This window comes from Acidovorax sp. 99, from assembly GCF_003096455.1.
GTDB classification, from domain to species: Bacteria; Pseudomonadota; Gammaproteobacteria; order Burkholderiales; family Burkholderiaceae_C; genus Acidovorax; species Acidovorax delafieldii.
Window position 1 is genome coordinate 873,768 of record NZ_QEKU01000001.1, and the last position, 12,975, is coordinate 886,742.

Sequence of the window (12,975 nt, forward strand, 5' to 3'; positions counted from 1 at the left end):
GGCATAGCCACGGGTTTTGCAGCTGCTGCGTCAAATGGCGCCGCGCAACTGCCGCAGCTGCTGCACCCACCATCGCTCGCGCCACAGCCCGGCGACTGGACCAACCCCGGGTGGACCTTGCCCAACCCCTGGCGCCAGCGCCCGGGCAGATACCGCCAGAGCACATAGAGCGCCGCGGCAAGGACGATCAGACCAACGATGAATTGCTGGGCCATCACAACGTTCCTCCTCAGCCCCCGCCCAGCGCCAGCGCCACGCGGTAGGTCACAAAGCTGGCGGCATACGCCATGGCAAACAGGTACCCCACCATGAGCAGCGGGTAGCGCCATCCGTTGGTCTCACGCCGCACGGCGGCGATGGTGGAGATGCACTGGGGCGCAAACACATACCAGGCCATCAGCGACAGCGCAGTGGCCAGCGACCACGAGCCCGCGATCAGCGACCCCAGCTGGCTGGCCACCTCGTCGCCCGTGGCAGACAGCGCGTACACCGTGCCCAGTGCGCTCACCGCCACCTCGCGCGCCGCCATGCCGGGCACCAGCGCAATGGCAATCTGCCAGTTGAAGCCGATCGGCGCGACGATGACCTCCAGCAGGCGGCCCAGCTGCCCGGCCAGGCTGTAGGTGATGGCGGGCTGGGTGGCGCCTTCCGGCGCACCGGGGTAGGTGGACAGGAACCACAACAACACCGTGACGGCCAGGATGATGCCGCCCACCCGCTTGATGAAAATCACCGCCCGCTCGTACAGGCCGTAGGCCAGGCCCCGCACGCTGGGCCAGCGGTACGCGGGCAGCTCCATCATCAGCGGCGTAGCCCGCGTATCGCTGCGGGCCAGCTTGGCCACCGCCGCCACGGCCATGGCGCTGACGATGCCCGCCACATACAGGGCGAACAGCACCACACCCTGCAGGTTGAACACCCCCGCCACCGTGCGCTCGGGGATGAAGGCTGCAATCAGCAGCGCATACACCGGCAGGCGCGCCGAGCAAGTCATGAGCGGCGCGATCATGATGGTCACCAGCCGGTCGCGCCAGTGGGTGATGGAGCGAGTGGCCATCACGCCGGGCACGGCGCAGGCAAAACTCGACAGCAGGGGAATGAACGAGCGGCCCGACAGGCCCACCGTGCCCATCACGCGGTCCAGCAAGAACGCCGCACGCGGCAGATAGCCCGAGTCCTCCAGCGCCAGGATGAACAGGAACAGAAACAGGATTTGTGGCAAAAACACCAGTACCCCGCCCGCACCCGCCAGCACCCCGTCGGTCAGCAGACTGCGCAAGGGGCCGTCGGCCATATGGCTGTTGACCAGGGCTGCCAGCCAGCCCACGCCATCTTCGATCCACGACTTGGGCAGCTCGGCCCAGCTGAACACCGCCTGGAACATCAGGAACAGCGTGGCCGCCAGGATCAACAGGCCCCACACCGGGTGCAGCACCACCGCGTCGATGCGGTCGTCCGTTCGCAGGCTGACCACCGGCACACGCACGGCCTGGTCCAGAATGCGCCGCACCTCCTGGTGGGTGCGGATGACATCGTTCTGCGCCTCCAGGTCGCTCGCGTCCAGGCGCGCCGCCGCATCCGGCGCCACCACGGGGCGCTGCAGCTGCTGCAGGTTGGCACTGTCCAGCCACTGCACCAGCTCCTGGGCGCCGTTGCCGCGCACGCCCACGGTGGCCAGCACGGGCATGCCCAGCTCGCGCGACAGCGCCTCGCGGTCGATGGCAATGCCCTGGCGCTCGGCCACATCCATCATGTTGAGCACCAGCACCATGGGCAGGCCCAGGGCGCGCGCCTCCAGCACCAGACGCAGGTTCAGGCGCAGGTGGGTGGCATCCGTCACGCACACCAGCACATCCGGCACCGGCTCGCCCGGGCGGCGCCCGCGCACGATGTCGCGGGTGATGGCCTCGTCCACGCTGTGTGCATGCAGGCTGTAGGCGCCCGGCAGGTCCAGCACGCGCACGCGGCGGCCGGCGGCGGTCTGCAGCAGGCCTTCCTTGCGCTCCACCGTCACGCCCGCATAGTTGGCCACCTTCTGGCGCGCGCCGGTGAGCAGGTTGAACAGCGCGGTCTTGCCGCAATTGGGGTTGCCCAGCAGCGCGATGCGCAGGGGCGCATCGGTTGCGGTGGGCTGCACAGTGGCCTGAGCGTTCATGCCAACCCCTTGGCAGGCAGGGTGGCTTCATCCAGCGGCTGCACCTGCACCATGGAGGCCTCCTGGCGGCGCAGCGCAAAAGTGGCCTGCCCGACGCGCACCGCGATGGGGTCGCCGCCCCAGCCGCCGCGCGCGACCACCTGCACGGTTTCTCCAGGCAGAAAGCCGATCTCCAGCAAGCGCAGCAGCATGCTGTGCTCTTGCGCGTCCTGCGCGGGCAACAAGCCCGTGACCCGGCCCAAGGCGCGGCGCGGCAACTGGTCCAGCCGCGAGGACAGGTTCTGCTGCGTAGGAAGATGCAACCGCGCCGCAGCGCCATCGTCCATGGTTTTCATGGTGACTGGCCTCGATACAAATAATAGTGATTCTCATTCTACCAATATCTGTATCGCAGTGGTCGCCGTCTCAATCTCTCCTTGATGCAGCGCAAGCTGCAGTGGCCCTTGCCCTGCCGGGCAGTCAGTCAGTCACATGGCTCCAACCTCTTGCACTCCGCCGTAACGCGGATGGACGTGAGCGTGTTTTCGCCGTCGATGTGCCGGGCAGTGAACTGCACCCAGGACCCCTGCGAAATGCCGTGCAGCAACGCGGGGTTGGCCACCCGGAAGGTCTGTGTGGTGAATGGCAACTTGGCGCGGGGCAGCAGCTTGAGCCGCACAAGCGTGGCGTTGCCGCCCGCATCCATCTCCACAGACACCAGCCGCGCACGGGTGTAGACCGGAGCCGCAGGGGCTGCACCCTCTGCAGCAGCCGAGGCCGCGCCCGCCGGTGCAACGGGCTGGGCGCCTGCCGCACCCCACACGGCGGGCAAGGCCAGTGCGGTGGCAAGCGCGCAGCCGTGCCGCCCCCAGCGGGCAAGCAACCAAGTGACTGCCTGCCCCATCAGAACGCCCACGCGCCCAGCTGGTAGTAGTCAAAACCGCTGGTCCGCCCACCCAGGCATCGGGCGAGGAAGTCCTCGGTCTTGCGGTACATGGTGAGATTGTTGGGCCAGCGCTGGTTGCCGTGGCCGTCCCCTTTGAAGGTGACGTAGTCCACCTCTTTGCCCGCCTTGCGCAGGGCCGCCACCATCCATTCGGACTGCTCCAGCTTCACGCGCGGGTCGTTCACGCCGTGCATGATGAGGATGGGCTTTTGCGCATGCTCCGCCCGGTACAGGGGCGACTTCGCATCCATGCGCGCACGGTCTTCCGGCACGGCCGGGTTGCCAACATAGCGGTGCCACCAGGGCAGGCCCAGCTCCCAATACGGCGGGGCAGCCTCCAGCAGGCGCGCGATGTCCGTCACGCCCACCACATCCACGGCACACGCAAAGACTTCGGGCGTGAAGGTGGCACCCACCAGGGCTGAATAGCCGCCGTAGCTCGCGCCATAGATCGCCACGCGCTGCGGGTCGGCCACGCCACGCTCCACCGCCCAGCGCACGCCGTCCACCAGATCGTCGTGCATGCGGCCCGCGAACTCGCCCCGGGCCTTTTCCATGTGGTTGCGGCCATAGCCGCTGGAGCCCCGGTAGTTGACCTGCAGCACCGCATAGCCCCGGTTGGCCAGAAACTGCTGCATGGCGCGGCTGGTGGCGCCATCGCCCCAGCGGTCACGCGCCCAGGGGCCGCCATGCACCAGCAGCACGGTGGGCAGCCGCTGCGGCGCCGCCCCCACGGGCAGCGTGAGGTAGCCGTGAATGGCGAGACCATCGCGCGCGGTGTAGGTGATGGGCGCGGTGGGGGCCAGGTCCTTGGCAATCAGGCTCAGCCGGTTCTCGCCCAGAAAGCGGGGTTCGTGCCCATCGCGCAGCAGGTAGTTGCGGGTGCCACGGTCGGTGGCCACCGCCACCGTGAGCACCTTGTCGGTCTGGTCCAGGCTCGTCACCAGCACCTCTGCAGGCTTGTCACCGGCCAGCGCAGACAGCCGGGCATCGAGCGCCGGGTCAAACACCTTGCGCGCCGGGTATCCCGGCATGAAGTGCGCCAGCAGCGGCTCGCGGGTGCGGCGGCTCAGCGTCACGCTGTCCAGGTCCACGTCGGGCGAGGCAAACCACTCTTCCTCGGAGCCCGTGGTCAGGTCCAGCCGCACCAGCGCTAGCTTGTCGCGCCCCCGGTTCGACAAGGCCCAGGCCTTGCGCCCCTCATCGTGCAGGCCAAAGATGTTCAGCGTGTCCCACCGGCTGCGCTCTGCCACCGTCACCCAGCTGCCCGGCTCGGCGCCAGGTCGCTCCAGCAGCACCTGGTCGCCCTTGATCTGTGCCCGGGCGCGCAGTTGGCCTGCGGTGTCCACGCCCCACCAGCCCACGTTGCCGGGGTTGCTGGCCATCAGCACCGGTGGCCCGCCCGCAGGGTTCACGCGGTACAGGTCAAACACCTTTTTGTCGCGCTGGTTGGAGGTGACGATGAAGTCGGACGAGGCATCGACCGCCTCCGCAAAATGCGCCACCGAACGCGGTGCAGGCATCAGCTCGCGCAAGTCGGTCCCGAGGCCCTCGACCGGGCCCGCATAGATGCGGGTGTTTTCATCGCCCGTGGGGTCGGCCGTGATGCCGAGCCAGCGGCTGTCGGCACTGAAGCGGATGGCGCGCGCACGGATGCGAAACGCCTTGGCGTCGCCCCCATCGATGGACTGCACCCAGATTGCGGGCACCACGCCGTCGGTGCCAAACCAGGCGATGCGCTTTCCATCCGGCGACACGCGATAACCCCCGGTGGACTGCCGGCTGGCCACAAAGTCGCGCACGGGCACCAGGTCGGGCAATTGCGCCCCAGCCAGCGAAGGGTGCGTAGGCCCGGAAGCACAGCCCACCAAGGCCAGTGCAGCAGCAAGCGCTGCGCTGCTCCACCATCGCCGCACCATCGCCTGTTTGGTTGTCGATGCCATCGCTTTCCCCCCAATATGTTGAGCCATTGAATGCGCCCATTGTGCAAAGCCCCGCCTTAAGGCCAGCCAAAGGTGGCGGCTGCGGCACTGCGCGACGGCCACCACTCCCGCCACAATCGCCCCATGCACATCCTGCTCATCGAAGACGACCTGGATCTGGGCCGCGCGCTGCAGTCCGCGCTGAAGGTGGAGGGGCTGACCAGCGAGTGGCTGCGCCGCGCGGTGGATGCGCCCGCCACGGTGGACGCCACGACGGTGGACTGTGTGCTGCTGGACCTGACACTGCCCGACGGCAGTGGCTTTGACCTGCTGGCGCGCTGGCGCAACCAGAGCGGGCACAGCGGGCAGGTGCCCGTCATCGTGATCACGGCGCGCTCGGCCGTGGAGGACCGGCTGGCGGGCCTGGACGGTGGGGCGGACGACTTTGTGATCAAGCCCTTTGCCACGGCCGAACTGATGTCGCGCATCCGCGCCGTGCTGCGCCGCAGCGCGCGCCAGGCCAGCGAGCGCTGGGTGCTGGGCGAGCTGGTGATCGAGCCGCGGCGTCATGCCGTGCAGCGCGCCGGGCTTCCGCTGGAGCTGTCGCCGCGCGAGTTCCAGTTGCTGCTGGAGCTGGCGCGCGAGCCCGGCGTGGTGGTGTCCAAAAGCGTGCTGTCGCAGCGGCTGGACCCGCTGGGCGAGCCCATGGACTTTGCCGCCATCGAAGTGCATGTGTCCAACCTGCGGCGCAAGATCGGGGCGGAGCTGATCCGAACCGTGCGCGGCGTGGGCTACCTGTTGCAAGCATGACCACGATGAAGCACGCGTTGCGCAGCGCATGGGCCTGGCTGGCCGAACCCACGCTGATGCGCCGCAGCGTGGCCTCGGTGCTGGTGGCGTTTGTGGTGGTGTGGGCGGTGCTGCTGGGCTACAACTTCGTCAACTACAAACACACCATCACCCGCGACCCGGGCCTGATGAAGTACGGCGACGCGGTGTTGGACTCGCTGGCCCAGGTTACCGATCCTGCACACGCCGCCACGGCTGTGGCGGCCACCGACCACTGGACCAACGTCCGCCGCCGCCAGATCGGGCTGCTGCCCGGGGTGCAGATGCACGAGCTGCTCGATGCGGCATCGGGCCAGCGCGTGTTCGCATCGCCGGGGCTGCAGAACGTGGCCTTGCCACCCGCCACACCGCGCGCTGAGCCTTTTATTGAAGAAGCCGCCCTGCAAGGCCGGTCATTCCGCATCTACACCGGCCGCAATGCGCGCTGGGTGCTGCGGGTGTTCGAGACCAAGCGCACCGACTCCAACTTTCTGCAGTACAACGGCCGCGCGCTGCTGCCCTACCTGTTGCTGGCGTCACCCTTTGTGCTGCTGGCGGTGTGGCTGTCGGTACGCCATGGCCTGCGGCCGCTGCAGCAACTGGCCAGCCGCATTGCGCAGCGCGGGCAGGACGACCTCCAATCGGTGGGCTTCAACGCCCGCCACGGCGAACTCAAGCCCCTGGAGCAGTCGCTGGACCACCTCTTCGCCCAGCTGCGGAACAAGGTGGAGCGCGAGCGCGCCTTTGTGCAGGACGCCGCGCACGAGATCCGCACGCCGCTGGCCGTCATCACTGCACAGGCCCACGTGATGGCCCGCTCGCCCAGCGAGGAGGAACGCACGCAGGCCCAGGCCCACCTGGAGCAGGCCATCGCCCGCACCTCGCACTTGGCGCAGCAACTGCTGGACCTGGCCGCGCTGGACGACGCACAGCGCCCCGCACCGCGCGACCTGGACGTGGCGCAATGGCTGCGCGGCGCGCTAGCGCAGGCTGCGCCGCAGGCCATCGCGCGTCAGATCGAGCTGTCGCTGGACGCGCCCGACACCTTGCCCGCGCGGCTCGACCAGCCTGCGTTCGAATCCATCGCCCACAACCTCATCGACAACGCGCTGCGCTACACGCCCGATGGCGGCAACGTGGCGGTGACGCTGCGGCGCGGGGGGGCGGCGCTGCAACTGTCGGTGCAGGACGACGGACCCGGCATCCCGGCCACCGAACACCAGCGGGTGTTCGAGCGCTTTTACCGAGGCGCGGGCCATGCCGCCAGCGGCTCGGGCCTGGGCCTGGCCATCGTGCGGCAGGCGGTGCTGCGCATGAGCGGGCAGGTGCAGATCGGCGTGGGTGTAAATGGCAAAGGCGTGGGCTTTTTCGTTAGCATTCCCCTCCCCCACGCCTGACGGCCCCGCCGCAGGCCGAACGCACGCACTGCATGTCCGACGACGCGACCACCATGACCACCGCCGATTCCGCCCACCCGTGCCTCAGCTGCGGCGCCTGCTGCGCCAGCTTTCGCGTGGACTTTGCCGTGTACGAGATGCAGGCCATGGGCGGCACGGTGCCCGACGGTCTGGCGCTGGATGTGAACGGCAGCACCTGCCGCATGCGGGGCACGGAGCAGGTGCCCATCCGCTGCGCTGCGCTGACCGGCCAGGTGGGCCAGCAGGTGGCCTGCAGCATCTACGAACTGCGCCCCGCGCCCTGCCGCGAGTTCTCGGCGGGCGACTACGCCTGCCACAAGGCGCGTGCGCGGCACGGGCTGGCACCGCTGGAGGAAGGCCTGATTCTGTGAAGGTGGCCCCCTTCCAGCAGCCGGGCTACTGCCGCATCAAAATAGTTTAGGCCTCAACAAAAAATCGACACGGTGTTGGAAATAACCGACACCACGGGTTTTTCGGGACATGCAAACTTTGTCCCATGTCAACGCCCCCTACCCCCACCGCCCGCCAGCTTTGGGACATCTCGCCGCCCGTGTTTGCGGGCAGCCCCGTGTTCCCCGGCGACACGGCCTACAGCCAGCAGTGGTGCGCCACCATCGGCCCGGGCTGCCCGGTCAACGTGAGCGCAATCACGATGTCGCCCCATGTGGGCGCCCACGCCGATGCACCGCTGCACTATGACGCGCAGGGCGCCACCATCGGTGACGTGTCGCTCGACGCGTTTCTGGGCCCCTGCCGCGTGATCCATGCCATCGGCTGCGGCCCACTGATCACCTGGGAACACATTGCCCACGCGGTGAACAGCCCCCTGCCCCAGCGCGTGCTGGTGCGCACCTACGAACACATGCCCGTGGACCGCTGGGACGGCCAGCTGGCTGCCTATGCGCCCGGCACCATCGAGCGCCTGGCCGACCTGGGCGTGCTGCTGGTGGGCATCGACACCGCCAGCATCGACCCGGCCGACAGCAAGACACTGGAGAGCCACCAGGTCATCCGCCGCCGGGGCCTGCGCGTGCTCGAAAACCTGGTGCTCGACGCCGTGCCCGAGGGCGACTACGAACTCATCGCCCTGCCGCTCAAGCTGACCACGGCCGATGCATCCCCAGTGCGGGCCGTGTTGCGGGCACTGGAATAGCGCAACACGCAGAATTTCAAGCATTTTTGGCTGGAAGCGCCAGTAGAACATGCGCCAGCAGCTATCAATAACATAGCAACCATCTCCCCAACTCCCATGTCCATCACCCTTCAAGACTGCCGCACCCGCGACGCCCAAGACCCGCTGCGCGCCCTGCGCGACCACTTCGCCCTGCCCGCAGGCGTGATCTACCTCGACGGCAATTCGCTGGGCGTGGCCCCCAAGGCCGCTGCAGCACGCGTGGCCGATGTGGTCACCCGCGAATGGGGCACAGACCTCATCAAATCGTGGAACACCGCCAGCTGGTTTGACCTGCCCCAGCGCCTGGGCAACCAGCTCGCCCCACTGATCGGCGCGGGCAAAGATGAAGTGGTGTGCACCGACAGCACCTCCATCAACCTCTACAAGGTGCTGAGCGCAGCGCTCAACATTGCGCGGGAAGACAGCCCCGCGCGCAAGCGCATCGTGAGCGAGCGCAGCAACTTCCCCACCGACCTCTACATTGCCGAAGGCCTGTGCAAGGAGCGCGGCCTGGAGCTGGTGCTGGTAGAGCCCGAAGAGATCACCGCAGCACTCACCAGCGACGTGGCTGTGCTGATGCTCACGCACGTGAACTACCGCACCGGCGCCATGCACGACATGGCCACCATCACCGCCGCCGCGCACGCCCAGGGCATTCTGTGCGTCTGGGACCTGGCGCACAGCGCGGGCGCGGTGCCGGTCGATCTGAACGGCGCAGGCGCAGATTTCTCGATTGGCTGCGGCTACAAGTATTTGAACGGCGGCCCCGGCGCACCGGCCTTTGCCTGGGTGCACCCGCGCCATGCCAGCCGCTTCTGGCAACCGCTGTCCGGCTGGTGGGGCCACGCCGCACCGTTTGCCTTCACACCCGACTACCAACCCGCCCCAGGCATCACGCGCTACCTGTGTGGCACGCAGCCCATCATCAGCCTGTCGGCCCTGCAATGCGGGCTGGATGTGTTCACCGCCGCACAAAGCCTGGGCGGCATGGCCGCGCTGCGCGCCAAGTCGCTGGCGCTCACTGATCTGTTCATCCAGCTGGTGGAGGAGCGCTGCGCAGGCCACGGCCTGGGCCTGGCCACGCCGCGTGACCATGCACAGCGCGGCTCGCAGGTGTGCCTGACCCGCGATGAAGGCGCGGGCGTGAACGGCCAGGGCAGCGGTGCCTACGCCATCGTGCAGGCGCTGATTGCGCGCGGCGTGATCGGCGACTTCCGCAAGGGCGATGGCGGCACGGGCCGCCACAAGGACATCCTGCGGTTTGGCTTCACGCCGCTGTACCTGGGCTTTGAGGATGTGTGGAATGCCGTGGAGCACCTGCGCCAGGTGCTGGAGAGCGGCGAGTGGCAGAAGGCCGAGTTCAACCAGACGCACGCCGTCACCTGATCGGAAAGGCAAACCACCATGTGCCCTTTCTCGCAAACCCCTGCCGATGGCAACAACCCGGCGTCTGCCGCCCTGCCCGAATCCATCGTGCACGAAGAGCGCGCCCAGCTCGACTTCAGCAAGTCCATGAGCTACGGCGACTACCTGCAGCTCGACGCCATCCTCACCGCGCAAAAGCCGCTGTCGCCCGCGCACGACGAGATGCTGTTCATCGTGCAGCACCAAACCAGCGAGCTGTGGATGAAACTCATGCTGCACGAGCTGCGCGCGGCCATCGGCCACATTGCGCGCGACGAGCTGCCGCCCGCGTTCAAGATGCTGGCGCGCGTGAGCAAGATCATGGAGCAGCTGGTGCACGCCTGGGACGTGCTGGCCACCATGACACCGCCCGAGTACAGCGCCATGCGGCCGTACCTGGGCCAGTCCAGCGGCTTCCAGAGTTACCAGTACCGCTGCATCGAGTTCTCGATGGGCAACAAGAACCGCGCCATGCTCAAGCCCCACGAGCACCGCGCCGACCTGCTGGCACTGGTGCAGGCCGCCTACGAAGCCCCGTCGCTGTACGACGAAGCCCTGCGCCTGATGGCCCGGCGCGGCCTGGCTGTGCCCGCCAGCCACACCGAACGCGACTGGACGCAGCCCTATGTGGAGAACGATGCGGTGGAGCAGGCCTGGCTCACCGTGTACCGCAACCCCGACAAGTACTGGGACCTGTACCAGCTGGGTGAGGAGCTGACCGACCTGGAAGACGCCTTCCGCCTCTGGCGCTTCCGCCACGTGACCACGGTGGAGCGCGTGATCGGATTCAAGCGCGGCACGGGCGGCACGGGCGGAGTGAGCTACCTGCGCAAAATGCTGGACGTGGTGCTGTTCCCGGAGATCTGGAAGCTGCGCACCGATCTGTGAGCAATTCAAGCTGCCCCAAAAAAAACAGGCCTGTTCACCACCCTGGTGAACAGGCCTTCTAACTGCTGCCAGCGCCCAACGATAAAGCGCTGGCAGCTATCGTTTTTATAGTTCTCTCCCTGATTCGCAACCGGCAGCGTTTCAGTCTCCGGCCCTGGCGAACACCTGGCCGCCCGAGAGCTGGTAGGCCACGTTGTCCACCTGCAAGCTGCGCTCGTTGGCAATGTCAAAGCGGCTGTACAGCCCGGGCGTGTCGCCGTTAAGGATGGCGGTAGACACCACCATGGAGCGCTGGGCCAGCGCGCCGGTGGTGGTGTTCACCTCCAGCCGCAAGGCGCCCTGGTAGCCCCGCACGGGCGGGGGCGTGCCTACGCCCGTGGGCGCTTGGTAAACGCGTGCAGGGAACGCTATGCGCACCTTGCCATCCACCGCCTGCAGGTTGAGCACGGGGCGGGTGCTGTCGAGCGTGGTGATACTGCCCCGGCCGCCCGCCGTCTGCGCGGCCAGCCGCTTGCCCTGCGCGGCATTGCGCACATCGAACACCGCAAGCTGAATGCCATCGGCAACGCCGCCCAGGGCGCTGTCCTTGCCCACGCCCAGCAGCAGTCCGTTCGGAAGCGGAACCAGGTGGTCGGCATGGCCGCCCGCAGCCAGCTCGCCTGCCACCGTAGGGTTCGCAGGGTTGGCAAGGTCCAGCACCCACACGGGTTCGGTGTTGGTAAAGGGTGTGGCATAGGCCCGGGCGCCTGCAAAGAACAGGTTGTCGATCTGCTGGTCGCCCCGCGCCGTGCGCAGCCGAATGGGCAGCTTGGCCTGCGGGCCCAGATAGCTGTCCCGACCGCTGTCGCGCAGCACGGTCAGCAGCGCGGGGGAGGCCTGCTGGGCCTGGATGGTCACCGGCGGCATGCCGCTCTGGCCCGTATTGCCGGTGAAGGTCAGTACGCGCAGATCGTTCTGGTACTCGTTCAGGCGCGATGGCAGGCGGCGCAGGTCCCAGCCCAGGTGGCCGTCCACGCCGCCCGATGCGTCGTAGTCCACCTGCGCGCCCCGGAAGCTGAACTTGTGGATGTCGGTGCGGCTGTCGGCGGGGAACACAGCGTTGGCAACGTCACCGCCATAGCGGTACTGCCGCGAGCTGGCGACATACACGCTGCGCGCGCCCAGGTGCACCGCTTCGCTGCCGCCCGCAAAGCAGCGGCTGGTGCGCGCCAGACTGGACGAGGTGAGGTCGATGGCCGTGATGGACGTGAGCTGCAGCGACAGCGAGGCATTGCCCGTCTGCACCAGGCAGTCTGCCTCGTTGACCAGCGGCTGCGGCTGGCCGCCATCCACGCGCAGGGTGGGGATCAGCGCGGCGGTGTTCAGGTCCTTGAGTGCCGCGTCCACCGCCGATGCCGTGGCCCCCGCCGGCACGGTGAAGCGCGTGAGGTCAGGCGACCAGGTGGTGACCAGGTACAGCATGTTGCCGATCAGGCGGCTGCCCACCAGCAGGCCATCGATGCGCATCTGCTTGAGCTGCGCTGGCGCCATGTCCTTGTGGATGGCGAACAGGTCCAGCGACAGCGTGCGGCTGTACTCCGGCAACACGGTGATGCTGGCGTCGGCCGCAGCCACCACGGGCTGGCGGTCGGCATACGGGTCTTGCTGCGACAGCACGGCAGCGCGCGTACCGCCGCCCGCCACATAAAAGCCCTGGGGGATGAACTTGGCGTCCAGCGTGGCGCGGCCCACGCTGGCCAGGCTCCCATCGGCGGCGCGCGTCTGGGCAGTCAGGCGCGGCGGCTCGCGGCCGGTGTCGGTGGCGTAGGCGCGGTGCAGGCCATACAGCATGTTGCCCTCGGCCTTGATGAGGGCGTCTTCCTCCACCACCGCGCCCGCCAGCGGCGCGCCGGTGTGGGTGACCACGCTGCCCGCGCTGCTCAAGCCCCCCACGGTGGGCACGGTGATGGCCGTGCCCGGATAGCCCAACGCCACCCGCTGCGCAATCTTGGCCTTGAAGTAGGCCACCAGATCGCCGGAGCGCGCCACCTGCAGCCGCGCCTCGTTGGGGGTTTGCGGGTTGCCGCCCTCCCCGCCACCGCAACCCGCCACGAATGCAGCGGTGGCTACGGCCAGCCATGCGGGCGACGCATGGGATATGCCCGCCAATGTGTTCATCAACCCTCGGTTCTTCATGTGATTGTTCTCCCTGTGAATGCGGATACCCACGGCGCGGCGTCGGCTTCGGCCCACACCCCATCGCAAACAAGTGGGATAATATC

At 68.0% G+C, this 12,975-nt stretch carries 11 protein-coding genes; 6 read left to right on the forward strand and 5 right to left on the reverse strand.

Features of this window, described 5'->3' with window-relative positions:
• Positions 1-229 precede the first annotated feature (229 nt).
• The 4 genes from C8C95_RS04160 to C8C95_RS04175 form a co-directional block, all read right to left on the reverse strand.
• Positions 230-2,155: a ferrous iron transporter B gene (locus C8C95_RS04160; protein ID WP_116747754.1), complete on the reverse strand. Its 1,926-nt coding sequence runs from the start codon at positions 2,153-2,155 to the stop codon at positions 230-232.
• Positions 2,152-2,481: a FeoA family protein gene (locus C8C95_RS04165; RefSeq protein WP_116750129.1), complete on the reverse strand. Its 330-nt coding sequence runs from the start codon at positions 2,479-2,481 to the stop codon at positions 2,152-2,154. The genes C8C95_RS04160 and C8C95_RS04165 overlap by 4 nt, the downstream gene beginning before the upstream one ends.
• A gap of 137 nt (positions 2,482-2,618) precedes the next feature.
• The gene (locus C8C95_RS04170) at positions 2,619-3,017 is read right to left on the reverse strand and encodes a copper-binding protein (RefSeq protein WP_238990778.1); all 399 of its coding nucleotides are present in this window, start codon (positions 3,015-3,017) and stop codon (positions 2,619-2,621) included.
• Between the two features lie 20 nt (positions 3,018-3,037).
• Complete coding sequence (locus tag C8C95_RS04175; RefSeq protein WP_165836508.1) at positions 3,038-5,023, reverse strand: S9 family peptidase; 1,986 nt, start codon at positions 5,021-5,023, stop codon at positions 3,038-3,040.
• 123 nt (positions 5,024-5,146) lie between these two features.
• On the opposite strand from C8C95_RS04175, the gene C8C95_RS04180 reads away from it, so the two are divergent.
• The 6 genes from C8C95_RS04180 (at position 5,147) to kynA (ending at position 10,714) form a co-directional block, all read left to right on the forward strand.
• Positions 5,147-5,812 carry a response regulator transcription factor gene (locus C8C95_RS04180; RefSeq protein WP_056067070.1) on the forward strand — a complete coding sequence of 222 codons (666 nt, stop codon included), beginning with the start codon at positions 5,147-5,149 and terminating at the stop codon, positions 5,810-5,812.
• Positions 5,809-7,227 (forward strand): ATP-binding protein, encoded by a 1,419-nt coding sequence (locus tag C8C95_RS04185; RefSeq protein WP_243415628.1) that lies wholly within the window; start codon positions 5,809-5,811, stop codon positions 7,225-7,227. Before C8C95_RS04180 ends, C8C95_RS04185 begins: the two co-directional genes overlap by 4 nt.
• A gap of 53 nt (positions 7,228-7,280) precedes the next feature.
• Positions 7,281-7,619: a YkgJ family cysteine cluster protein gene (locus tag C8C95_RS04190; RefSeq protein WP_116750131.1), complete on the forward strand. Its 339-nt coding sequence runs from the start codon at positions 7,281-7,283 to the stop codon at positions 7,617-7,619.
• Positions 7,620-7,744: 125 nt separating this feature from the next.
• The gene (gene kynB / locus C8C95_RS04195) at positions 7,745-8,401 is read left to right on the forward strand and encodes an arylformamidase (protein WP_116747756.1); all 657 of its coding nucleotides are present in this window, start codon (positions 7,745-7,747) and stop codon (positions 8,399-8,401) included.
• Positions 8,402-8,497: 96 nt separating this feature from the next.
• A complete protein-coding gene (gene kynU, locus C8C95_RS04200; protein ID WP_116747757.1) occupies positions 8,498-9,808 on the forward strand; it encodes a kynureninase in 1,311 nt (436 codons plus the stop codon).
• Positions 9,809-9,826: 18 nt separating this feature from the next.
• Positions 9,827-10,714, forward strand: coding sequence for a tryptophan 2,3-dioxygenase (gene kynA, locus C8C95_RS04205; protein ID WP_116747758.1), 888 nt, complete (start codon positions 9,827-9,829; stop codon positions 10,712-10,714).
• 141 nt (positions 10,715-10,855) lie between these two features.
• Here the strand turns inward: kynA and C8C95_RS04210 are convergent, their stop codons facing one another.
• Positions 10,856-12,871, reverse strand: a complete 2,016-nt coding sequence (locus tag C8C95_RS04210; protein WP_165836509.1) for a beta-propeller domain-containing protein — start codon at positions 12,869-12,871, stop codon at positions 10,856-10,858.
• Positions 12,872-12,975 lie beyond the last annotated feature (104 nt).

Coding starts and splice junctions, on each gene's coding strand:
- C8C95_RS04160 (WP_116747754.1), bottom strand. CDS start 2,155: ATGAACGCTCAGGCCACTGTGCAGCCCACCGCAACCGATGCGCCCCTG.
- C8C95_RS04165 (WP_116750129.1), bottom strand. CDS start 2,481: ATGGACGATGGCGCTGCGGCGCGGTTGCATCTTCCTACGCAGCAGAAC.
- C8C95_RS04175 (WP_165836508.1), bottom strand. CDS start 5,023: ATGGCATCGACAACCAAACAGGCGATGGTGCGGCGATGGTGGAGCAGC.
- C8C95_RS04180 (WP_056067070.1), top strand. CDS start 5,147: ATGCACATCCTGCTCATCGAAGACGACCTGGATCTGGGCCGCGCGCTG.
- C8C95_RS04185 (WP_243415628.1), top strand. CDS start 5,809: ATGACCACGATGAAGCACGCGTTGCGCAGCGCATGGGCCTGGCTGGCC.
- C8C95_RS04190 (WP_116750131.1), top strand. CDS start 7,281: ATGACCACCGCCGATTCCGCCCACCCGTGCCTCAGCTGCGGCGCCTGC.
- kynB (WP_116747756.1), top strand. CDS start 7,745: ATGTCAACGCCCCCTACCCCCACCGCCCGCCAGCTTTGGGACATCTCG.
- kynU (WP_116747757.1), top strand. CDS start 8,498: ATGTCCATCACCCTTCAAGACTGCCGCACCCGCGACGCCCAAGACCCG.
- kynA (WP_116747758.1), top strand. CDS start 9,827: ATGTGCCCTTTCTCGCAAACCCCTGCCGATGGCAACAACCCGGCGTCT.
- C8C95_RS04210 (WP_165836509.1), bottom strand. CDS start 12,871: ATGAACACATTGGCGGGCATATCCCATGCGTCGCCCGCATGGCTGGCC.